A 24,452-nucleotide genomic window follows, 5' to 3' on the forward strand; every position below is an offset into this window, starting at 1 on the left:
TCTGAGACAGTTAAGTTAAAACGTAAAGCCAACTTAAGTTCTTGCAATCGATAAGCAACAAAGTTTAGCTATACTAGAAGCAATTTTTGAAGTTTAGACTAATTTAGAGTTAGTCTTCTAAGAGGGTGCCAATGGCAAGAGCAATTATTTTAATGGCCGATAGTTTAGGCATAGGTGCAACACCTGACGCGCATACTTTTGGTGATACTGGAGCGAATACTTTAGCTCATTTGCTAGCCGCCTATCATGGTGAAACCGGCACAAAATTGGCTTTACCTAACTTAACCAAACTTGGATTAATTGCAGCCTGCCAACAAGCAAGCGGCACAATTTGCCAAGTGACTCAGCAATTTCGCCCTATTGGGGCATACGGCTTTGCCAAAGAATTATCAACGGGTAAAGATACACCATCAGGGCATTGGGAAATGGCCGGTGTGCCCGTTTTATTTGATTGGGGTTATTTTCCACAAACAGTGCCTTGTTTTAGCGAAGAATTTATTAACGAACTTGTTAAGCGTGCTGATATTCCAGGAATTTTGGGGAATTGCCACGCATCTGGCACTACAATTTTAGAGCAATTAGGCGAAGAGCATATCCAAACAGGTAAACCAATTTGTTACACCTCAACCGACTCTGTTTTTCAAATCGCTGCGCATGAAGCCCATTTTGGTTTAGATAAGCTCTACCAAGTGTGCGAAATTGCCCGAGAATTACTCGATGAAATGAACATTGGACGCGTCATTGCTCGCCCATTTTTAGGTGAAACAGCCTTAGAGTTTGCCCGCACAGGTAATCGCCGTGATTACGCAGTATTGCCACCCGCGCCAACAGTACTTGATAAGTTAGCGCAAGCAGGTGGTGAAGTCATAAGCATTGGCAAAATATCAGATATTTATGCCCATCAGGGTATAACACAAAAATTTAAAGCGTCAGGGTTGATTAACTTACTTGATAAAACAGTCGAAGTAATGAATACAGCACCTGAAAAAAGTATTATTTTCACAAATTTAGTTGATTTTGATGAGAAGTTTGGCCATCGCCGAAATGCTGTTGGTTATGCGCAAGCATTAGCTGTGTTTGATGCTTATTTGCCAAAGTTAATGGCGAAGTTGCACCCAGATGATGTAATGATTATCACAGCCGATCATGGCTGTGATCCTACATGGCCTGGCACAGATCATACTCGCGAATATGTGCCTGTACTTGCCTATCAACCGAATATGATTCCTATTAATTTAGGAGAACGAAATAGTTTTGCAGATATAGGCCAAACACTTGCCCAGTGGTTTGATTTACCTGCAATGGAATATGGCGAAAGTTTCGCTCAATCACTGAATAAAGCTAATTAACAGGATAGTTTTTATGAGCACTCCTCACATCAATGCAATTTTAGGCGATTTTGCCGAAACAGTTTTAATGCCAGGTGACCCGTTACGCGCAAAATACATCGCTGAAACATTTTTAGACGACGCGCGTCAAGTCACAGGTGTACGTAATATGTTTGGCTTTACTGGTACTTATAAAGGTAAGCCAGTCAGCATTATGGCGTCAGGCATGGGGATCCCATCTATGTCGATTTATGCCCGTGAGCTTATCTGCAGCTACAATGTTAAAAACTTAATCCGTATCGGCACCTGTGGTGGAATAGGTTCTGAGATCAAGATTCGTGACGTTATTTTTGCCCAAGGCGCAAGCACAGACTCAAATGTAAATCGTGCGCGTGTTCGTGGTTATGATTTTGCTGCCATTGCCGATTTTGGCTTACTAGAAAACGGTGTTAATGCAGCCCGTAAGTTAGGCGTTAATGTCAAAGTAGGTAACGTCTTTACTACTGATACATTTTATCAAGCAGACTCAACATTTTACGCTGATTTAGACAAATTAGGCGTACTTGCTGTTGATATGGAAACTGCGGGTTTATATGGTGTTGCAGCGGAATATGGCGTTAAAGCAATGGCGCTATTCACGGTAAGCGATCATGTTATTACTGGTGAAGCAACGCCTGCTGAAGAACGTCAAAACACATTCAATGAAATGGTTAAAATTGCCCTAGAATCAATTTAATAAATTATTATTGTACCTTCTAACAGTTGTAACCAAAGCCGCAGGATGCGGCTTTTTTCTTGCCTAATATCCGTCTTTAATAAAAAGCTCTCTCATATTGAACTAAACATAAAAAACTACGTTTGACCAGAACAATTATTCAATCCCTTGCCTGTATAATCAAGGCTTACAAGGCAGATTGAACAAATCAATACGATGCAATCAACGCAACGCTATTAGCGTTGAAAATCAGAACCTTAGATAATTGCATTATCCCATATTAAAGTGACTATTAACTCAATCAGTCCATTTTGTTAATACACTATGAAGTAACTTTTCATCAATTGGCTTGCTAATAAAGTCATTCATTCCTGCATCTAAACACGCTTGCCTATCTTCGACAAATGCGTTGGCAGTTAAAGCTATAATTACTGGGTTACCATAAATGTGCGATTCACTTCGTATAATCCGTGTCGCTGTAAAACCATCCATGACAGGCATCTGGCAATCCATCAAGATCAACTGATATTGATTTTTCTTTTGTTCTAATAATGCAAGCTCTCCGTTTTGCACAATCACCACATTGGCCCCTAAGGCATTTAATATCGCTCGTGCAACAAGTTGATTTAAAGGATTATCTTCAACCAGCAAAATATCTTTTTGGGTTAAATTAGGTATGGCTGGTGTAGGGCTGTTAACATCGTTCGTTTTTGAAGCAATTTTCATCGGCAAAGTAACAGTAAAACAACTACCAACACCCTCTTCACTTTCTAAAACAATCTCTCCTTTAAATAATCTTATTAATTTTAAACAAATTGCTAAACCAAGACCTGTACCGCCATATTGCCTGGTTGTAGATGCATCAACTTGGCTAAACTCACTAAAAAGTTTCGACTGCATTTTGGCTGGAATACCAATACCAGTATCTTTTACACTAAAAATCAGTGAGCCCTTCTTATATTGCGTATCAATTCGAATCTCACCTTTTGCAGTAAATTTTCCCGCATTGGTCAACAAATTTGTAATAATTTGCCTCAACCTCACCGAGTCACTCAAAACCGTACGAGGTAATCCTTCAAGTCCATGTAAAACAAACACAACGTCAGGTTTTAGCGATGATAACTGAAATATTTTACCTAGCTCTTCAAACAAATTAACTAAATCAAACGATTGCTCTTCAAGCTCTAACTGCCCAGCTTCTATTTTTGAATAATCGAGAATATCATTTAATATCAGCATTAATGTTTTTGCTGAGCTATGTGTTAGGAGTAATTTATCTACAATATGACTTGGGAGCGTCTGTTCTTTTAATAAAATATTCAACATCCCTAAAATACCATTCATAGGGGTGCGGATTTCATGGCTCATATTGGCCAAAAATATAGATTTTGCTTTATTGGCTTGCTCTGCCATCTGAACACTGAGGGAGAGTTCAAACGTTTTTTTCTCAACCTCTATCGCAAGTTCATGATTAAATTCGCTTAGCTTATCATTTAATATTTCATTTTCTTGATTCGAATGTGCAAGCGCAGTAAAGCTACTTCGCAAATTAGTTGCCATTGCAATAAATTGCAGCTGTAGAGCATCGATTTCTGACCATGACTGGATAGCACTTTGAATATTACTTTTTGTATCTTCGGGGTCAAAACTAATCATTTGTTTATGCAGTGAATCGATAGGTGCGACCAACCAACGGCTTAAGCGCACCATAAACATAATTACCAACAAAGTCACACACGCCATAACCAGCATCGCTTTTAACCATGACCAAGCAGCCATCATGTCGATATATGACTTATCTAATAAAAGTACAACCTGCCACCGATAATGGGCTGTTTGCTTTAGGACACTGTAATAAGATATTTTTTGATTATCGATAAATACTGGCGAAATCGGAGTATTCCGAAAGCGCGCTAACTCATCTTCTGCTAATGCTTCTAAAATTGGATAATTGAGCTGTTCAGATTGATAGACAATCGTATTATCTTGATCAAGGATTAATAATTGAGCCGGTTGCTCAAATAACTGAGGTGTAAAAGCTGAGAAGGCATCTAAGTTTAACGACCCTTCGATAATCCCTTGAAACTGGCCGTTGTGATATACCCCCTTAGAAAGAGCAACAATCGGTTGAGTACCGAACCCCCGACCTTGAAAAACGGGCGATATATAGGGATCTTCACTTTGTTTTGCTTCAATAAAATATGAACGATCTGACACATTAACAGACTGGCTATCTAATTTATCATAAAACTCTCTTGGTGCTGCCGCTACAATGTTACCTAAGCTATCAGTTGCAAGGCTGGTTATAAATACAGAGTATTGCTCTGTCAATATATCAAGCGCTTTTTGCTGGGTAAAACCATTTGCCACCACTTCTGCTTGTACTGCAACCGCATTTAGATGTTCATGTAAATATTGATCAACACCGATTGCAATATCGGTTGCTTTTCCTTTAAGTTGAGAGCGAACATGACTTTCTACATTTTGATAATTGTAATTAATTAAAATCACCGTAATGATGAGCAATGCAAGCCCCACCAATAAGCTCACGGTATAGCGCAACAAACGAACTAGTGGCACTTTATTTTCTGTGTTTAATAAATAGTTTTTAGAATAAAATCCTAATACATCAGCAATAGCTAAACAGACAACTGCATTGAGTAAATATTTCACCAATGCGGTTAATAGCGCCAAAGGTGGGATCTCGACGATCCAATAGCCCATTGCGGCTAATATCGGCAAACCAATCACGAACCAATATACGATGCCCCAACCCAACAATGGCTGGCGACGTCGAATACTAAACCATGATAGCCATACAATTTCTAATACAAAACAAATCCCAGGCCAAGCATGTCCCCATTTAAACCATAAAAAACAGGCTGCGATGATACTAACAATAAATCCAATACGAGGACCAAACCTTAACAAAGCATATAAGGCAAACACTTGGCCGAAAATAAACTCAGTACTTGATAAGAAATATAAAGGAAGCAGATTGACACACCCTCCCATTAACCCCAATGCGATGGCTTTTATAAACAAAGAATGACGAGACAATGAGATGGGTAACACTAGTTATGTACTCTTTTAATTTAAAACAATGATAATCGGGTTTGAAAATCATAAATTTATAATTTTTATGAAGTAAGCGTAACAGAGTTCTTTATTTTTTCCTCTTTTGAAATGCCTTTAAAACCGAATAGCACCACGTAATGATTTGGTTTGACTTTTTTGTGTTTTTTTATCCATTCGTCTTTTTTGAGAGTTCCGTGTGGGGCGAGTTTCTCGACGAGTTTTTTCAACTTTGGTGGCTTGCTTAATTAAATCAGCTAAACGCTCTAGTGCATCTTGCTTATTTTGTGCTTGATCGCGATATTGCTGGGCTTTGATGATCACTACACCTTCTTTGGTGATCCGGCTATCTGAGCAGGCTAATAAACGTTCTTTATAAAAAGCAGGCAAACTAGAGTGGGTAATATCAAATCTCAGATGTATCGCACTAGACACTTTATTTACATTTTGACCACCTGCACCTTGTGCACGAATTGCAGTCAACTCCAGTTCCCATTCAGAGATAATAATATGAGGCGTAATTTCTAACATGAATGCTCTTTTTAATATGACTAAAATGCAAAAAAGGCCATACTTTTCAGTATCGCCTTTTTAGTTCAAGCGCTAGGCGGCTTGAAGGTCTAAACCAAATAGGTTTAGTCGAGTACTAATTAAAGTACTACGATTTCCTCAGCTTGAGGACCTTTTTGACCTTGAGTTACTTTGAACTGTACTTTTTGGCCTTCAACAAGTGTTTTGAAACCAGTACCAGTGATTGCACGGAAGTGTGCGAAAACGTCTGGACCGTTTTCTTGCTCAATGAAACCAAAGCCTTTAGACTCGTTGAACCATTTAACTGTACCAGTAGTAGTTGTAGACATAATCTTATCCTATTAAATCAAAAATAATAAAGTCTCAAAATGAGACGATTCGGCTGGAAGTGCTGCCATTACTTTTTTAAAAACAGGACATTGGTACTGTAAATAAAACATCAAAATGGTGTGCATAAATACTAGACTTACTTTCAGACAAGATCATTATATATAAGTTTTTAGAACAGTCAAAGAGTATCCTAAATTATATCCAACCTATTTTAATTGTTTTTATCTATTCGTTTGCTACTGATTAACTTGATTATTTTTCTTTTTAAGACATTTGAAATCTGAGTATTTACTCAAATTATAAATATCTTAACCTGTTTTAAAACCACGACTCTTTACAAATAATCACTCTGGTCTGATCATAAGGGCACTGAATTAAAGTTATTAAATAAAGAGAAAAAATGAATATTTGGGTTGATGCTGATGCATGTCCTATCGTAATTAAAGAAATTTTATATCGCGCCGCTGAACGCACAAAAATCGTCACTTTATTTGTCGCCAACCAACCATTAAAAGTTCCGCCTTCACTTTATATAAAAACATTACAAGTAAGCGCTGGGTTCGATGTAGCTGATAATGAAATAGTAAAACGCTGTAATCCCAATGATTTAGTAATCACCAGTGATATTCCTTTAGCGGATGAAATTATTACCAAAGGTGGTCAAGCATTAAGTCACCGTGGTGAGTTGTTTACTAAAGAAAATATCAAGTCTCGTCTTAACGTACGTGATTTTATGGATACATTAAGGAGTAGTGGTATCCACACTGGCGGCCCTTCAGCGCTTAACCAAGCTGATAGACAAAACTTTGCCAATCATTTAGATAAAATTTTACATCAAGCTCAAATAAAGTAATGAGGCGACAATTACGTTGCTAAATTTGAGATTAATAACGAATATTGCCTAGCTACTCAGTATTCAAGTTCACAGCATAACTAAATATAATTTTTTTAAGCTACTGAGTTAACTGTTTATTTTTATGCTATGTTGATTTGGTGATTATTGATGGAGTCGTTATGAACAAGTCTGCGGTTGATGTTGTAATTATTGGTGGCGGCATAACCGGCGTCGGTATTGCGCAATTTGCCAGCGCTCAAGGTTATCGTGTACAACTTTTAGAACAAGGTGTCATCGGTCAACAAACATCGGCCAATTCAAGTAAACTTATTCATGGTGGACTACGTTATTTAGAAACGGGTCAATTTCATCTAGTTCACAAAGCATTACATGAACGAAGAATGTTGCTTACGCTTGCACCAAACTTAGTCAAACCAATTCCTTTTTATATTCCGATTTATAAAACAAGCCAAAGGCCAAGCTGGCAAATTCGAATTGGATTATCACTTTATGCCTGTTTAAGTGGTTTTGACCCTTTAGGGCGGTTTAAAACCCTAGATGCAAGTCAAATTAATAAAATTAAGGGGTTAAACCAAGGAGGTTTACAAACCGTTTTTCAATATTGGGATGCACAAACAGACGATGCATTACTGACCCAAGCCGTTGCACGAAGTGCATCACAATTAGGGGCCGCTATTACTTCTCGTGCACCTTGCAATAAAATAGAGAAAAACCATCAAGGCTATCTTGTCCATTACCTTAAGGATAATCAACCTAATACCATACAAGCCAAAATGGTGATAAATGCTGCAGGGCCTTGGGTAAATCATGTGATGGCTAAAGTGTCACCAAAAGCCCTTAGTGAAGAAATTGAATGGGTGCAAGGCACCCATTTAGTACTTGATATTCCAGCACAAAATGGCATTATTTATCTCGAATCTTGTTTTGATAATCGAGTCATATTTGTCATTCCCTGGTATGGAAAAACCTTACTTGGCACCACAGAACTTGAAATTACAACACTCGAACAAAAACCCGTACCAACCATACAAGAGCAAGATTATTTACTGGGTATTTATACGCATTACTTTCCGTCTCATGGCAATTTAGAACAGCTAAAATCAAAAATTAGCGATACATTTTGTGGCGTTCGAGTATTACCAAAACAAACAGGTAAAGCATTTGCTAAACCTCGCGACACCTTATTTCACAGCCCAGAAGGTCATCCAAACCTACTCAATGTCTATGGTGGAAAACTCACCACTTTTCGAAGTACAGCGCAAAATGCGCTCGATTGGTTAATGGAACAACTCGGCCCAAGTCAGCCTATTGCAGATGTAGACGACCTCCCATTACAATAAACTTATTTGAATAACCCAAGGTTACATCATGAGTTTATTGTTTTCTTCACTTAAATTAGGTGCTTGCCAGCTAAGTAACCGAATTATTATCGCCCCAATGTGCCAATACAGTGCACAAAATGGCCAAGCAACACACTGGCATACCGCTCATTGGAGCCAGCTATTACATTCTGGCGCTGGAGCACTGATTTTAGAAGCCACCGCTGTGTGTCCGCAAGGTCGTATTAGTCATTTAGATTTAGGGCTTTGGGATGACGATTGCCAGCAAGCTCTAGCCCAATCGCTGAGCATTGCCCGTGCCCACAGTGATATGCCTGTTTTAATTCAACTTGCTCATGCAGGTCGAAAAGCTTCCGCCCATACACCTTGGCAACAACAAGGCGCAAGAGCTGCTGATGACATCCACGGCTGGCAAGTTGAATCGTGTTCGGTGCTCGCATATAGCGAAGATTTTCAAACACCAACACAATTAACACTCAAGCAAATAACACAACTAATCGACCAATTTGTACTGGCAGCCAAACGCTCCCAAACTCTTGGATTAAACGGCATTGAACTTCATGCTGCCCATGGCTATTTAATCCATCAATTTTTATCGCCGCTGTCCAATACTCGAACCGATGAATACGGTGGTAGTTTTGTTAATCGTTGCCGATTACTACTTGAAATATTCACAGCAATTCGAAGCGCGGTAGGTGAAAAATTCACTTTGGGAGTTCGAGTTTCAGCCACTGATTGGGTAGATGGCGGATGGGATTTAATTCAAACCGAGCAGCTTGCGGTAAAATTAGCGCAATTGGGCTGTGATTTTATCCATGTATCAACGGGTGGTTTAAGCCCAGAGCAGCGCATTCCAGCAGCCCCCGGCTTTCAAGTGCCTTTTGCACAAGCCATTAAAGCTAAAGTATCTATTCCGGTCATTGCGGTTGGCCTTATCACTGAGCCACAGCATGCTGAAGATATTCTCACTGCCCAACAAGCTGATGCCATCGCTCTTGCCCGCGCCATTATTTATCAGCCACGCTGGCCTTGGCATGCAGCAAATCAGCTAGGGGCTAAAATTACTATCCAAAACCAATATTTACGCTGTGTACCCAATGAAATAAAGCTGCAATAGCCACATGACGTTTTTAATCAATTCCCTTAAACTAGAGCTAACTTAATTTATGCAAAAATCGAATATGACTAATATTATTTTATTTCTCCTCATCGCCGTAACATGTGTTTTCCTCTATAGAAACGCACAAGCAACCAAAGCCCAAGCCGCCGACAACATTGCGGCCGAGCAAACCTTTTTAGCCGCCAACCGTCTAGTCGATAACGTGATGGAAACCCCTTCAGGATTACAATATTTACTGTTAACCGAAGGCACTGGCACGGTGCACCCTTTAGCAACCAGCAAAGTTAAAGTGCATTATCACGGCACACTAATTGATGGTACCGTATTTGACAGCTCAGTTAATCGCGGCGAGCCGATTAGTTTTGGTCTTAATCAAGTGATCCCCGGTTGGACTGAAGGATTACAGTTAATGAAAGAAGGCGATAAAATGCGCTTTTTTATTCCACATCACATTGCTTATGGCACACGCAGTGTGGGTAAAATCCCAGCGGCATCTTTACTTATATTTGACGTTGAGTTAATCGCTATCGAATAATTTAGTTATATAGCTGCAAGGAAAATCAGCGTAACATTCTTTGCAGTTTCACGTTTAATTATCCCTTTTTTACGAGATAGGGTTAGATTAATACTAAGCGCAATAGTAAAAATTTAACCTCACATATTTCTATTAAATTTCAATAACCTATATACTTAACTTTATTATGACAACCTAACCACCAGTAGGGTGTCTGTAGGTTTTTAACATTGCAAAATGTCAATGCAAAAATATGATATAAAATCATTTAATTTCATAGGCAAGCACCAATAAAAAGCTTACGATCTAGCTATCATTTGCACCTATGAGGTTTGCTATTATGTCCTTTAGTCAAAATACTTTGCAGCATCGCGCACTGCTCATTTCCATTCGCACTCCTCAACAAAAAGAGCATGAAGCCGAAGAATCGCTCGCCGAACTGGCTCGCCTTGTTACCACACTTGGCTTTGAAGTAATAGGCACCCAATCACAACGCCAAGCGTCAACCAAACGCATTACGGTGCTGGGCAGTGGCAAATTATCAGAACTGGCAAAATTAACTGCCAGTCAAGCCGCTGAACTCGATGACGACGAACCAAACAATGATTCTTTTACATCGGATGTGGATGATGAAACTCTCGAGGAACTCGCACACAGCGCACTGCCAGTAAAAACGGCCGATGTCGTCGTTTTTGACTGTGATTTAAGCCCTTCGCAACTGCGTAATGTTGAAACTCAGTTAGGCGTTGAAGTCTTTGATCGCACTGGTATTATCATTGAGATTTTTAGCCGACATGCGCGCACTCGTACCGCACGCTTACAAGTTGAAATCGCACGATTAAAATACCTCACCCCGCGCCTACGCGAATCACATATTGGCACAAAAGAGCGCCAAATGGGCAAAGGCGCAGGTGAAAGTGCACTTGAACTAGACCGTCGCCGCGTGCGCGACCAACTTGCTGAACTGCGCCGTGAACTCATCAGCGTGCAAGGTCAAATGCAAGGGCGTCGTGAAAAACGTTCGGATCATTTTTGTGTCGCACTCGTTGGTTATACCAATGCAGGAAAGTCGTCCATGATGCGCGCCTTAACAGGCAGTGACGTTTTAGTAGAAAACAAATTATTTGCCACACTCGATACCACAGTGCGCGCATTACAACCCGAAACTCAACCACGTATTTTAATTTCAGATACCGTTGGGTTTATCAAAAAGCTGCCACATGATTTAGTTGCATCGTTTCATTCTACCCTTGAAGAAGCGCACGATGCCTCATTATTACTGTATGTGGTAGATGCCTCCGATCCGAGCTTTCGCTCACAATTGGCGGTTGTTAATGAGGTTATGCAGGAAGTGGGCGTCGATGAAACACCTAAAATACTTATTCTTAATAAATCCGATAACTTAACCGAGCAGCAGCAAACCGAGTTACTTGAGCAATATCCTGATAGCATCATGATGTCGACTCATAACCCACTACATATCAGTGCACTGCATCAAAAAATCGTCACCATCTCCGAAAAAGACATGCAGGATGAGCAAATTTTAGTACCGTACACCGCCAATGGCATCGTCGGCGAAATTCGAAGCAATATGAAAGTATTAGCCGAAGAATACGGTGCTGATGGCATTACCATTACCGTACGCGCCAGTCAGGTTGCTCTTGAACGTTTACATAAATTAATGCAAAAGAAACTACAAAAATAGGTCGCTAAAAAAGGCCAACAGCACCATGTTCATAGCACATTGAACTTAATATTGACTTGCTCTATCAGCTTAATCTTGCTTGGTTAAGCTGATTGTTTAATTCAAATGAGCCATTTATACCGATTTTCTCCATGCTCGATAACAGCTTACCGTTATAAAAAACCATCTCGCTATTTTGAAACACACCTAGATATGGCATCCTTTTGTTACTTTTATAACTGGCTAAATTCCTATGACCAAAAAAACCATCACCTTTGAATTTGAAAAAGAAACAAAAAACAGTGTACGCTATCAAGAATTACCTGAACCTGGACAAGCCCCTGTCGCTGGCACTATTTATTTACAAAAATGGTTTGCTCAAAGTGCTAAAACCATTGAAGTGACCATAGAAACAAAAGACGAATAACTATTTTAAAGATAAATGATTTTACCTTTAAATTGATTTCCACATCACACACTAAAACACCTCCATTCATTGAACGGAGGTGTTTTAAAATAACGCCTCTTTTTATGTTGAGGTGATTAATTACTGCTCGGTTAAAAGCGCAATTTCACCCAGTTGCACTAAACGCCCTTCGGTGCCACCGACCGCCTCACTTTGCTGCTCATTTTTAAAACTAAAACGATACATTGGGTACGCAGTTGTATTACCTTGCACGACAAATTGATAGGTGGTGAGCCTTTGAGGATTTTCTGGGTATTGCTCATTCGCTAATGTTACCCAGTTGTTGCCGTCAAACGAACCCATTACCGCAAAACTTGTAGGATCGCGCTGTGGATTATCATTTCCAGTCGTTACACTAAAACGTTGTAACACCTGTGGTTTAGTCGAAGTAAAATCAATATCAACCGAGCTTACTTCTTTGATAGGCAATAATGATGGGGCATATTGCTCAACCCACCATGGCGCTTCAATAATAGCGTTGTATTTATTTTTGATATTATTATCAATAAGCTTATCAACACCTTCCCCCCAAATAGCCACATCGGTTGCGTTTGCAGTGACCGTGATAGCGGCATCTTGCGCAAAATTACGATACCCGTCAACGGGTGTTGGGTAAGGCGGAGTAATCCCTAAATCTTCTTTTAAATGTTGCTGATATTCTGCAAAAATCGCGTCAATACCTCGATGAGCACCAAAAATAGATTTAAACGCCGCATCAAAACTCCAGTCTTTTATTGTCCGTGCAGAGCGGTTAAATAATCGAATAAAATCAGTATTACGATTACTTTTAACCACCCACTCTAAAAAAAAGGCTGTTTGGTTGTACGCATCTTCATTCCAGCTATCAATCCAACGGATCCCAGCTCGGTGCTGCTCTAAATATCCCGCTTGAATACGCACATAATTGGCTAAGCCTTCTAGATAACTGTGCAGTTCGTTGCCAGGCTGATACTGCCCTTTAGCGGGCGTATTGTTGTAACCATGAGTTAATTCATGCCAAAGCACACCCATAATTTCGTTGCGCAGCGCTTCATCACCTTGACTTTCAAGATTGGCTAAATGGTTTAAATCAAAATACAGCACCATATTTTGATCAGTACCGCCTTTTGCTGCCGGAAAATCGTATTCACCGGTTTCAAAATTCACAGTCTCAAATACATTGATTTCGGTGACATTGCTATAGAGTACTTGCGCCACACCTAATGAAATTTGGTGGATCACCTCAATTAAATCGGGCATAACACGCTCAAGTGCTACTTGGCCTGGATGATCAGGCAACAACTTAGTAAAACTCACCGAAGGTTTAGGAAAACCCAACCACGGTTGACTTGGTTCCCAGACACGGATCGCATGTTTATCAACTAAGGTACTGCTGCCTTTATCATTACTGGCGGTGAGTGTCACTGTTTTTGGACCCACTGAATTAAAGCGTACCAACGGGCTTTTATCTGTACTGGTCGCAGGTACTCCATCTTCAAATTGCCAATGCCAGCTTGTTGCACCCGCTAATGATCTGTCGGTAAATATTACAATTTCATCAACCTGTGGCTTTGCAACGCTTGTTGTGTACGACACAATGGGCGCTTGCGCTTTAACAAATAATGCTAATTCGGCAAATTGCAGGATGTCATTCCCATACGTATCAGTGCCGCCATGAGTCAGTTCAAATTGGTAGTATTGGTATTCACTCAAATCACCTTCAATTTCATACTGTTTAAGCTCAGCTCGTTTAGCGAAGGTTTGATTGGCTTGACTGTCAACTTCAATCCAATCTTGACCATTAGTTGATGCTTTTACGACCCAGTTTTTAGGATCGCGATTTGGTTCATCATTCGCTGACACCAGATTGTACGATACCAATTGATAAGCTTGGCTTGCTTTAAACACCACAGTGGCCGTTTTAGCAAAAGTTAAAAACTTACTCTCGTGGTTGCCATCAATTAAGTTACCCACTTGCTCACCCGAGGGTGAATCGGCATCAATCGCACTAATTTCACTGCCCGCATCATTCACCATATTGCGTACAGCTAAAGTGACCTCTGTCGTTTTTGACACTTGCTCAACCGCATTTGATACAAAGCCCGAGCCGTCATTACAGCCTGCCATCATCCCCATTACACATAACGCTACAACTGATAATTTATAATTTTTCATTTTAGTTACCCCACTTATTTAATTTGTCCATACCATCCACTTCGTTTAAGTCAGTGTTTGTTTGGTTAAAATGCATACGTCAAACGCAGCGCAAATTGCCGACCTAAGGTGTCGTATGCGCCCATGCGATAAAACGGGTAACTGCCAAACGTTTCATCTTGCGGTGGCATTGCATTTAATAAGTTGGTCACTGTAAAAATCACACGAGCATCATCATTGAGTTGCTGCCCAAGTGTTAGGTTAAATCGAGTCCATGCGGGAAGTGTTACGCGCTCCCCATAATTGGCATTATTCCAAAGCGCGCCTTTGTAGTTCGCCATCAAAGACACTGCTGTGCCATCTCGCTCCCATGTTAAATTGGCATTCGCCATGGTGCGAAAATCCATATTATTTTGGTCATCGAGTAAATCGAGCAATTCATCGCCTGAGCGTAAACGCTCTTTTTTCTTAAGCGTTCGAGTTAAGTTAAATTGATACTTTAACGTGCCATATTCCGTATCTGCGGCACCTTTAAAGCCTAAATCTACCCCAGCATCTTGGCGCTGTGCCGCATTGATGTATCCTTCAGTAATTGTATGAGGGGTATAAGGATCGCCCGAAATTGCATTACCTAATCGATCAACCCCTTGACCATTTGCATCATAACGTTTGATCCGTGAGGCCATATTTTTACAGCGCTCAGATCCGCTATCAAAAACACCTGTTTGACAATCATAATCAACCGCCATAATGTAGCCTGCGCTTAAAACTTGGATTTTATCTTCGATTGTGATGTCGTAATAATCGATGTTAAACGATAAATAGTCATTAAATTCATAAACTAACCCTGCTGTAAAGGTGCTTCCTGTTTCTTCTTTTAATGTTTTATCGCCTTGCGAAACACTTTCAAAATTAACCAATAAACCTGGTTGGCTTGGATTGCTGGTTAAATCGGCATTAGCACAGCTAACGTGTAACGCGGACTCATCAAACCCAGCCACAGGTTCGCCCTTTGCCACTTTTTTACATACATCAGCAATCGTACGGTCGTTACCTGCACCAAAGTTTCCACTAAAGCCTTTATAAACAGCCGCTAGATCTGGGCCTCGAAAGGTTGAACCAATGGCACTGCGAAATACAACTTGCTCAACAGGACGATAACTAAACCCTATTTGAGATGAGAATGCGCCGCCGACATTTGAATCATCGTCGTAATAATCATAACGAATTGCTGTTTCGACATCTAAGGTGTCAAAAACGGGGAGCATCATTTCTATGGCTGCGGCATATCGGTCACGCTCACCCTCGGTTGTTACTCCTGTTAAACCCGCAAATTGTTTGTTTAAAATACGCGCATCAGGAATGGCTTTTGTCCCTTCATTCATTAACTCTATGTAGGCTGAAAATGCAATCGGGCCTGCGGGGAGCTCATACAAATCACCTGTAATATCAGCAGTAAACGTATTGTTAAATGAGCTACCTTCATAGGTAGCCCAATCTGCAATTTGAAAGGTTTGCTCTTGATTTAATCCACCAAACCACAACGCATAATTTGGCCGATGTACCGGTAACCCATTGTATTCACCAAATTGTGGGCCAAGAACAGCATTTAAACCGCTCACCGTATTGTGGATGTATTGATCGGCAAAATCATATTGCGAACGGGCATACCCAACCGAGTAATCAAAATCACCTACCTTACCAATTACGCCAAAATTAAGAGAATACGATTGATCATCAAACGTGCGGCCATAGCCATCATTGGTATATTCACTATCTATAATTTTGCGCCACATATACTTAACGCTGGCACCTAACCCACCTGATTTATTGGGTAAATCTGGATCCCAAAACTCTTTGTCATTAAAAAATAATGCGCCACGGCTACCCTTTTTCTCTTGAGTAATATAAAAACCATTCGCAAACAAGGTGAGGTCATTGCTCACATGATATTCGGTATTTAAGTAGGCACTGAGTGATTGATTTTTATTGATTAAGTGGTTTTCTGACGTTTCATCCCAACCACAGCTCATGCCATAGTTATTACGTTTAATATAATGCGCAATTGCTTTAGAGTGAGGATTTTCAGCTGTATTACAATATTGATCGGCATAGTTATTAATGGTTGGCGTATCAAGGGAATACACTGTAATAGAGCGATTTAGCTCCCGGGTTGCCGTAGGTGATGGGTTATCCCACACACTATCATGAAAAGGCCTGTCTCCAGAAAACAAACCGCCATTATCTTTATATTCAAGCGCGTAATCGAAAGTCCATTCTTTTTGATTAAGCCCGCCAACTAAACTGATACTCTTGCGGCGATTTGATCCATAAGTATCAATACCTGCCTCTGCATCAACATAATGGCCATCAATCCCTTTTTTAGTGATGATATTGACCACACCACCCATCGCCTCTGAGCCATAAATTGCTGATGCACCACCGGTTTGAATATCAATGCGCTCAACCATCGCTGTGGGGATCATATCCAAATTAACAAAGTTAGTTTGTCCACCAAATGGCATTGGGTAATAAGCCAAGCGTTTTCCATTGACTAAAATCAGAGTATATTCCGGGCCTAATCCTCGTAAATTAAGCTCTTTTGCACCAGGGGTGTAGGAGCCAGTATCAATTTCGCCAAGTACTGCGCCATTAGCTGCAGTTACATTTGCCAGCGCATCATAAACAGACGAAAACCCATTTTTGATCATGTCATCAGAGCTAATCGAAACAACATTCACCACACCCTCTAATTCAGTGCGTTTTATACGTGAACCCGTTTTAATAATGCGTTCTATATTTTCTTGCGCAACCAAGGTTTTTACTGGTTCGTCTGCTGCAAAACTCGGTGTAACCATCACCCCCATTAACGCTAAAAACACGTTAGACAGCGTATATTTCTTTTGTATCATTTTCATTTCCCCCACCAGATTAAAGTGCCCAACAAATGGAACGTTCCAATTATCTATTATTAAACATGCCAAAAAATACAATAAATCACTTATTACTCTATTTTATTGACGTATTTTATGACTGATTTTAATTAACTAAAATCAAAATCAGTGGAACGTTCCAATACTTACTTAATTTATAATTGCTGTCAAACCATTATTGTTCAATTTATTTACGTTTATGAAACAATATGTGTTTTTTACCTTAAGGTATAACCGTTAAACTCGCTTGATACTGTTGCCATAATTGCTCTAAGGGCTCATCACTTAACGATTCAATTGCCTTCTTAAAGCTCCAAGGTGCCACTGTGTTTGCTGTTTGATTAAAACGATATGCAAAATCATTGATTTTATTATCACTTAACCACTTTAAGAAAAAACCAGTATTAGTGTACCCACCTAACCAACTTTCTGATTTTTTGGCTGAGCGCGTTTGATGATAACCCGCATCAATTCGAATTAAATCGGCCATCCCCTCAATAAACGCATGCGTTTCTTGTTCTGCATAACTCGTATTGGCTGGAAACAACTGATAGCCATGCGTTAATTCGTGCCACAACACGCCTAATAACTCATACTTAACCACCTCATCTGGTTGGGATTGTAACTTAGTCGCAATGTATTTTGAGCTAAATGAAATGATCATGTTCGTGTCATCTCCCGCACGGTATGCGAGGGTATCCATCCATTCCAACTTGAATTCAACCTGCTTAAAATCAGGCACTTGCGCATAGTTTTTATAGAGTTTTTTTACTAATTCGCGAGTCACTTCGTCAATTGTTCGGGTCAAGTCCGGAAAAAGCGTCACCAAACGTTGATACCCTTGAGATTCATGATCTACAAAATTAAGTACAACTTTAGGTGTTTCAAATCCCTGCCAAGGTTGTGCAGCGTCAAGTACCTTGATGAGCCGATGCTGCGTTTGTTCATCACGACCATATTGGTTTGTTGCACTGAGACTGACATCATAACTACCCGGTGCCGTAAAGGTAACGGTTGCACTGTCGCCATTGGTCTGTAATGCCACACCATTGGCTGACCAAACATATTCGTCAACTTTGTTTTGTGTGGTGCTTTTCAAAAACACGGTTTCATTCGGCGCGACACGATTTTTTGCAGCAGTGAAATCAACGACAGGTGCAAGTGTCGGTACAAACAAAGCTAAATCTGCCAGTTGTAAATAATTATCACCCCATTGTGTAGTGCCTTTTTGACTTAACTCGAATCGATAAAAATTAAATACTTTTTGATTATCAACCACAAATGCTGCTGTTTGACCTCGGCTTGAAAACGAAAAATCAGATACGGTATCAATTTCATGCCACGTCGTTTCATTCACCGACCCAAGTACTCGCCAATTAGCAGGATCACGCATTGGTGCATCTTGCGCAGATGTAAAGCGATATTCTTTTAGCATAAATCCATCAGGGCTATGTACTTGGATCCATGTATTTGGCTTAGTCGATAAGTATTTACTTTTTAATGAATCATCAAAAAGCTGCGCGAGGCCTTCTCCTGCAATTTCATCTGGATATTGACTCGACACCGATTGAATAAACGCCTCATCAGCAGTGATATCAACACGTACCGGTGAAGATAACGCCTGCTCTGATAACGAACTGCACCCCGTTAGCGCTACAAAAAGTAGCCCAATATACTGTTTGTTTTTCATAACTCACTCTGTTAGTTACCTGTAAATAAAGCAACAATATATTGGAACGATACAAATTCAACAAGCTAAATTAAAACCAACACAGCTTTAATTAAAAATCCAACGCTCACCTTCAGCAGTGACAACCATCATCGTATCTGCCGTATAAGCAAGCTGATAAGTTAAAAATTGGCGTTGTGTTAAGTTACTTTTTACCTTTTTCAATTCAATACCATCGCTTAGCCAAACAGTGCCGAGTTCACTGTTTGGTTCATTGGCTTGCCATAACAAAACCCACCCTAATTCACTTTCACTCGGTAATAACGCTTCTATTGAAGGTGACGATGCAAAATTAAATCGAGCGTTAAACTGTGTATCTTTGCCACTTTTAGCCTGCAACGAAGCTAACAACGTTTGATCTTTATTGAGCAGATTTTCTACGGTAAATAACTGGTTTTCTTGAAAGTCTCCAAGCCATACCAAATCCTTTATACCCACAAGATTACGCGCCTCGGTCGCACCTTTATCAATCCATGCAAACTTTCTGATGTCATAAGACTCGAAGCTCTCAAAATGCCCATTGTGCACACGAACCAAGCGATGTTCATTTGGCGCTTTTTGCCACACACTGACCGATTTAACCCCATCGATATAATCAACGAGTGGCGTATTTGTGTGCAGCGCCATTTGATAGCCTAAACGACCTTGGTTATCCCAAAATGTCAGAATACCGACATCATCACTGAAAATCTCTCCTAACCCTGTCGATTTTGACGCTTCATCAGTTAAAATAAACGACCTCGAAGCCTTGCCATTGAGTCTTTTAGCAACACGAAAACGCTGCTCACTGTTTTGAGTTACAAACGATAAAACGGGCCCTGAGCGATGTAAAAATGGCAATGCATTATCAGATAAAGCTTGTTTTAAGGACCACTGATTGGCTTCAAATTCGTATAATCCTTGTGCTAATAAAGCTTGCGGATTTGAATACAGACCAGGCTGGTAATCAAATGCTAAAGCTTGCCCAAGTTCAAGTTGAGAATCCGTTACCACACCGTTATCAGTATTAAGTAATTCAATACCGTGTTGACTTAAATAACGCAATTGCCCTTGATGCTCGACCACAGGTGAAAGTGGCACTTTCCCTTCACCATTTACGACCAAACGAGTTGTATTATCTTGATAAACGAGAGCCACTGAACCTTGTTCATCGATCAGCTCGAACTCTTTACACGATAAGGTAAATTGTTGCGTGTTGTCAGTCTTTGATATGGTACATTCGGCTGGACCAAATACGTGTCCAATGTTAAAACTCGATAATGAAAGCGTGTCATTAAAGCTAAAACGCCCCATTTCTTGATAGTGTGCCACCAGCCCATTGACTGAAACGGTAACAGTATAAGGTAATGACTTTGGCACTAACAAAACTGCCTCGTTACTTTGACAACTCACATTGACTGTATAATGCACCCCATTATTGCTTGATAACAGCTCACATCCTTGATTATCTGCAAAATTAAAATTATTCGGTGCTTGATACGCTAACGCCCAATGAGATAAATCTAACGTGTTTTGTAATGTATATTCTTGACCAAACCATTCAAACTTCATCGGTGAACTGACGTTTTCACTTTTCATGGTCAATTGCCACTGGGTTTCAACGTCACAACTAACTTTCAGTAAATAATTGAGGTCGTTTTGTTTAGTATGCAGGGTTTGGCAGTGATGATGCAGTGGAAAACTTAACCCTGTTGGCTCTGAATACTTCAGCGCTTTTGCGGATAAAGAGGTATTAGCGGTAATCTTATGACCACTGCCGAGCCAATTCAGATTGACCGCTTCGGTGGCGCCAGTAAGCTCAATATTAAGAGTAAAGTTTTTAAGGGGTGCTGGAATATCAGGCTTAGTCGCACCCCCACCACCACATCCAAAAAGGCTGAGTACAAAAAAAGGCAAACTTAGTTTCATAAGGTTGTTCATTTTTAATCCTTTAAAATTATGCGATTGCGATCAAAGCAATCGAGTAATCAATCATCTAGCGACTCGTTTTAGTTCGCTAATCACTGGCTCACTTTTGAGTTTGAACAATAAAATAACAGTACGTTCCTACAATGAAAACAATAAATTCATAGTTTTTAAATAGCTAGGACATCTGCACCAAGCGCGTTAAGCGATAAACACAAGAGCGGACTTTAATGAAGTGCAACCCAAACTACATTGATTGATTGATAGAGAGATCTCGATTAACATCACATTCCTAAAAACGCTACAACATAGTATTCATGCTGCCAAGCTACACTTTGTTACACACGCTACATATTATTACGTCTTTATTTGTTGCTAAAAACTATACTGCTTCGGTGTTTAATCAATAAGGAAGTTTAAGTGATTGATTCACTTGTTAAAAAGCTCATCTTGACAGTGCTAGTGGTTACGTATTTTGCATCAAGTGCCTATGCGGCTGATTTAGCTCGTTCGTTAATTTCAAATACCGATGAAAATAGTACACCTGAAAACTTTTTTGAATTAGGTGTCGGCACAACAGCCTATGTGGGCTCATTGTTTAATGATAAAGATGGCAAGGAGTACGAAACTAACATTACCATTACTGGTAGTTACAATTGGCATAATTTTTTCTTTGATATCGCCAACAAAGCCTCCGACCCTGTCTTGCTAGGTTATACCGTTTATAATCAACACGAGTGGTCATTTGATGTCATTTTTACCGGACCAGGCTCTGGTCTAAGAAGAGATGAAAACGATATCAATGTTGAAGGCATCAACGACAGAGATAATAATTCCATGTTAGGTGGCAGATTAACTGGCTATGTCAGTGAATACATTGTGCAGTTGATGTTAAAACACGACGTTTCTAGAAAAAATGATGGCACCATTGCAAGCGCACTAATAGGCCAAAACTGGCAAGTGCGAAACGTCAATTTTCACGGCTTAATCGGATTGTCATTTCGGGATGCCAAACACAACAATTATTACTACGGTGTAACAGAACAAGAAGCAACTGACTCTGGATTGAGTCCATATCTAGGTCAATCCTCTTTAAACTTAGATGCTTCAGTGGGCATGACTTACCCGATATCACAACATTGGGTGTTTCGGGCTGAAGCATTTGCAGGGTCAAATTTAGGCAATACTAAAAGTCCATTATTTAGTAAGGCTAGAAACTTTTATACTGTGATTGATTGTAGCGTTAGTTATGTCTTTTAATTGTAATCAAACAGTACAACAGCTCACCCCTGCTCATTTAAAGCTGGTTTTATTATGCCTGCTGCCACTTGTGAGCATGCATACTCAAGCCAACATGGCTGAAAAAGCAAGTGATTTGCATGTCACCCCAAACCGATGTGTTGCGCTGCGCCAAGGTCAAACCTGTTTTCAGGATATAACATTTAAATGGCAACAAGCAGAAGTCGCAAACTATTGCTTAATTGAGTTGTCGACCTCACAGCCTTTAAAATGCTGGCAACATGCAACAAGAGGTGAGTATAGCACCGACTTTAATTCAGAAAAATCATTAACTTATGCATTACGTAAAGATGGAGAGCCAACCAATCTCGTCTCATCAACCGTCACCGTCTCATGGGTATATAAATCCTCTAAACGCCCAAAATCTAGTTGGAAACTATTTTGATTGAAGCTATCCCCAAGCAACATATTATGCTGGTTGAAGACGATATGTCTTTGGCCGAATGGTTTGGTGATTATCTCACCGAACATGGCTATTTAGTGACCTTAGTCAATCGGGGTGATGTGGCTGTTGAGCTCATTAAAACGGATCGACCAGAGTTAGTCGTGCTCGATATTATGCTACCAGTCAAAGATGGTTTTGATGTTTGCAAAGAAGCACGCGCGTTTTATCAAGGCCCCATTTTGATGATGACTGCCCGTGATGACGAAATGGACGAAATATTAGGGCTTGAATTAGGGGCTGATGATTACGTCACCAAGCCGGTAAAACCGCGCGTTTTATTATCAAGAATAAAAGCCTTATTGCGCCGCTCAAACACCCACCATCAACTGGAAGCTGAAACTAATTTAAATGAAGGTCTTATTGAGCTTGGCTCACTCTCTATTGATGCACATTCCCGCGCTGTCAAGTTACACGGTCAAGCTATCACCATTTCATCAAATGAATTTGACCTTTTATGGTATTTAGCTCAATCAGCAGGACAAGTTGTGAGCCGAACAGTGCTTTTTAATCAGCTGCGCGGTAGTGAATATGATGGGTTTGATCGCAGCATCGATATTTTTATTTCTCGATTACGCAAAAAATTAGGCGATGACGCCAATCATCCTTATCGCATAAAAACAGTCTGGGGCAAGGGCTATTTACTTGCCGCTGACGCTTGGTCTTAATATGAAAAAGCTCACTCTTACGTTAGTTATTGCTATGCTGACCGCCATTATTTTTTTAGGATGGGGAATAGATAGCGTATTTAATGAATATCAAAAAAAAGAAGATGCTGATGAATTTAGCGCCTACAGGCAACTTATTACCCCATTAGCTAATACCCTAGATAAACTCGATCACGTTGATCAATTTGTTACAACATGGCAAACCCTAAATCAACATCAATTGAGCCTAATTCCCTTGGCTGAATTTCCCTTACCAGCAAGTCTACAAAACACTTTTAGCCAAGGCTTACCTTTAGTGCTTGAATCAGAAACTTTTATCACGGTCAATCAACTACTGCCATCACAACAACGGGTATTATCATTGAGCATTGGGCGACACACAAATCCTCAAGATACATTAGCACTGCAAATGATTTTAACCGCTGTATTTTATGTGGGTATTTTACTCTGCGTAATAATATGGATTTACCCTTTGATCAAACGATTACAGCTACTGCGCCATTCAGCTAAAGCGTTTGGAGAGGGCGATTTTGCTAAACGAATTCAAATCACTAATACATCTTATATTATTGATATTGAAAATGAATTTAACAATATGGCTGATAAAATAGAAGGATTACTAGAAGATAACAAGCTGTTATGTAATGCCGTATCTCATGATTTACGCACCCCTTTAGCAAGACTTCGCTTTGGGATTGAAGCGCTGAGCGAAACACATAACCTACACAATAAAGAAAAATATATTCGTCATTTAAGTCAAGATATTGCTGAAATGGAAACCTTAGTGGGTGTATTACTCAATTATGCCCGCCTTGAACAAAAGATGATCAAAGTGCAACGTTTACCATTGAACTTAAACACTTTAATTCAATCAGCGGTATTGCATTTGAGGCTAAATAAACAGTCACCTGTCGCTATCGACATCACTCAATTAACCAATGGGAATTTAACCATTAAAGGAGATGAAAATTATCTCACTATGCTAGTTAATAATTTGCTCTGCAATGCGCAACAATACGCTGTAAAACACATAAAGATCACGACCCAGCATATTAACAAAGGTGTACTTCTATGTGTTTGTGACGATGGCCCTGGTATTGCGCCAGACAAACGAGAACAACTATTTAAACCCTTTCATCGAGGTGATAATCAGCCTGAGTATAAAGGATATGGAATGGGACTTGCCATTGTACAAAGAGTGGCACTTTGGCACGGGGCACAGGTCAGCATTGGCCAGTCTGATGAATTAGGCGGCGCCCAATTTAACGTGTTGTTTCCTCGCTAAGCACAAAGTTAAGTGGTTGCTACATACTGCTACAAAATAAAACATTCTGATGTAGTGAAGCTACATTCTTTGAACTATTCCAACATCTTACTACGTCTT

General features: G+C 40.0%; 19 protein-coding genes. 12 read left to right on the forward strand and 7 right to left on the reverse strand.

Translation table 11 applies throughout. The features are described from left to right. The first annotated feature begins 131 nt into the window (after nt 1-131). Together AC3KZC_RS18665 and deoD are read left to right on the forward strand one after the other, a co-directional pair. Nucleotides 132-1,349 carry a phosphopentomutase gene (locus tag AC3KZC_RS18665; RefSeq protein WP_490577634.1) on the forward strand — a complete coding sequence of 406 codons (1,218 nt, stop codon included), beginning with the start codon at nt 132-134 and terminating at the stop codon, nt 1,347-1,349. Between the two features lie 13 nt (nt 1,350-1,362). Next, the gene (gene deoD, locus AC3KZC_RS18670) at nt 1,363-2,064 is read left to right on the forward strand and encodes a purine-nucleoside phosphorylase (protein ID WP_490577633.1); all 702 of its coding nucleotides are present in this window, start codon (nt 1,363-1,365) and stop codon (nt 2,062-2,064) included. Nucleotides 2,065-2,340: 276 nt separating this feature from the next. Here deoD and AC3KZC_RS18675 read toward each other — a convergent pair whose 3' ends face one another. From AC3KZC_RS18675 to AC3KZC_RS18685, 3 genes are all read right to left on the reverse strand, one after another. Further along, entirely contained in the window at nt 2,341-5,118 is a 2,778-nt protein-coding gene (locus tag AC3KZC_RS18675; RefSeq protein ID WP_490577632.1) for an ATP-binding protein, read from the reverse strand. Between the two features lie 117 nt (nt 5,119-5,235). Further along, nucleotides 5,236-5,649: an alternative ribosome rescue aminoacyl-tRNA hydrolase ArfB gene (gene arfB, locus AC3KZC_RS18680; protein ID WP_490577631.1), complete on the reverse strand. Its 414-nt coding sequence runs from the start codon at nt 5,647-5,649 to the stop codon at nt 5,236-5,238. 119 nt (nt 5,650-5,768) lie between these two features. Continuing rightward, on the reverse strand, nt 5,769-5,978 hold the full coding sequence (locus AC3KZC_RS18685; RefSeq protein WP_009836930.1) for a cold-shock protein: 210 nt from the start codon (nt 5,976-5,978) through the stop codon (nt 5,769-5,771). A gap of 401 nt (nt 5,979-6,379) precedes the next feature. Between AC3KZC_RS18685 and AC3KZC_RS18690 the strand changes: the two genes are divergently transcribed. From AC3KZC_RS18690 to AC3KZC_RS18715, 6 genes are all read left to right on the forward strand, one after another. Continuing rightward, nucleotides 6,380-6,832, forward strand: coding sequence for a YaiI/YqxD family protein (locus AC3KZC_RS18690; protein WP_490577630.1), 453 nt, complete (start codon nt 6,380-6,382; stop codon nt 6,830-6,832). Nucleotides 6,833-6,993: 161 nt separating this feature from the next. Beyond that, a complete protein-coding gene (locus AC3KZC_RS18695; protein ID WP_490577629.1) occupies nt 6,994-8,175 on the forward strand; it encodes a glycerol-3-phosphate dehydrogenase/oxidase in 1,182 nt (393 codons plus the stop codon). A 28-nt stretch (nt 8,176-8,203) separates the two neighbouring features. After that, entirely contained in the window at nt 8,204-9,292 is a 1,089-nt protein-coding gene (locus tag AC3KZC_RS18700; protein ID WP_490577628.1) for an NADH:flavin oxidoreductase/NADH oxidase, read from the forward strand. A gap of 64 nt (nt 9,293-9,356) precedes the next feature. Next, entirely contained in the window at nt 9,357-9,830 is a 474-nt protein-coding gene (locus AC3KZC_RS18705) for an FKBP-type peptidyl-prolyl cis-trans isomerase (protein ID WP_490577627.1), read from the forward strand. A 319-nt stretch (nt 9,831-10,149) separates the two neighbouring features. After that, on the forward strand, nt 10,150-11,514 hold the full coding sequence (gene hflX / locus AC3KZC_RS18710; protein WP_490577626.1) for a GTPase HflX: 1,365 nt from the start codon (nt 10,150-10,152) through the stop codon (nt 11,512-11,514). Nucleotides 11,515-11,746: 232 nt separating this feature from the next. After that, the gene (locus AC3KZC_RS18715) at nt 11,747-11,920 is read left to right on the forward strand and encodes a hypothetical protein (protein WP_490577625.1); all 174 of its coding nucleotides are present in this window, start codon (nt 11,747-11,749) and stop codon (nt 11,918-11,920) included. Nucleotides 11,921-12,040: 120 nt separating this feature from the next. Here AC3KZC_RS18715 and AC3KZC_RS18720 read toward each other — a convergent pair whose 3' ends face one another. The 4 genes from AC3KZC_RS18720 to AC3KZC_RS18735 all read right to left on the reverse strand — a co-directional run bounded on the left by AC3KZC_RS18720 (nt 12,041) and on the right by AC3KZC_RS18735 (nt 20,674). After that, nucleotides 12,041-14,113 (reverse strand): basic secretory protein-like protein, encoded by a 2,073-nt coding sequence (locus AC3KZC_RS18720; RefSeq protein ID WP_490577624.1) that lies wholly within the window; start codon nt 14,111-14,113, stop codon nt 12,041-12,043. Nucleotides 14,114-14,178: 65 nt separating this feature from the next. After that, nucleotides 14,179-17,004, reverse strand: a complete 2,826-nt coding sequence (locus tag AC3KZC_RS18725; protein WP_518525935.1) for a TonB-dependent receptor domain-containing protein — start codon at nt 17,002-17,004, stop codon at nt 14,179-14,181. A gap of 244 nt (nt 17,005-17,248) precedes the next feature. Continuing rightward, nucleotides 17,249-18,715, reverse strand: coding sequence for a basic secretory protein-like protein (locus AC3KZC_RS18730; protein WP_490577622.1), 1,467 nt, complete (start codon nt 18,713-18,715; stop codon nt 17,249-17,251). Nucleotides 18,716-18,802: 87 nt separating this feature from the next. Continuing rightward, on the reverse strand, nt 18,803-20,674 hold the full coding sequence (locus AC3KZC_RS18735; RefSeq protein WP_490577621.1) for a hypothetical protein: 1,872 nt from the start codon (nt 20,672-20,674) through the stop codon (nt 18,803-18,805). A 405-nt stretch (nt 20,675-21,079) separates the two neighbouring features. Between AC3KZC_RS18735 and AC3KZC_RS18740 the strand changes: the two genes are divergently transcribed. Genes AC3KZC_RS18740 through AC3KZC_RS18755 form a run of 4 tightly spaced genes read left to right on the forward strand, consistent with a single transcriptional unit; the run spans nt 21,080 to nt 24,353 of the window. Then, nucleotides 21,080-21,919 carry a MipA/OmpV family protein gene (locus tag AC3KZC_RS18740; protein ID WP_490577620.1) on the forward strand — a complete coding sequence of 280 codons (840 nt, stop codon included), beginning with the start codon at nt 21,080-21,082 and terminating at the stop codon, nt 21,917-21,919. Continuing rightward, on the forward strand, nt 21,909-22,343 hold the full coding sequence (locus AC3KZC_RS18745) for a DUF3019 domain-containing protein (protein ID WP_490577619.1): 435 nt from the start codon (nt 21,909-21,911) through the stop codon (nt 22,341-22,343). The genes AC3KZC_RS18740 and AC3KZC_RS18745 overlap by 11 nt, the downstream gene beginning before the upstream one ends. A 26-nt stretch (nt 22,344-22,369) precedes the next feature. After that, a complete protein-coding gene (locus AC3KZC_RS18750; protein WP_490577691.1) occupies nt 22,370-23,068 on the forward strand; it encodes a winged helix-turn-helix domain-containing protein in 699 nt (232 codons plus the stop codon). Nucleotide 23,069: 1 nt separating this feature from the next. Next, the gene (locus tag AC3KZC_RS18755) at nt 23,070-24,353 is read left to right on the forward strand and encodes an ATP-binding protein (protein WP_490577618.1); all 1,284 of its coding nucleotides are present in this window, start codon (nt 23,070-23,072) and stop codon (nt 24,351-24,353) included. Nucleotides 24,354-24,452: the final 99 nt, after the last annotated feature.

The sequence above is a fragment of the Pseudoalteromonas sp. J2K-J031 genome (assembly GCF_058197095.2).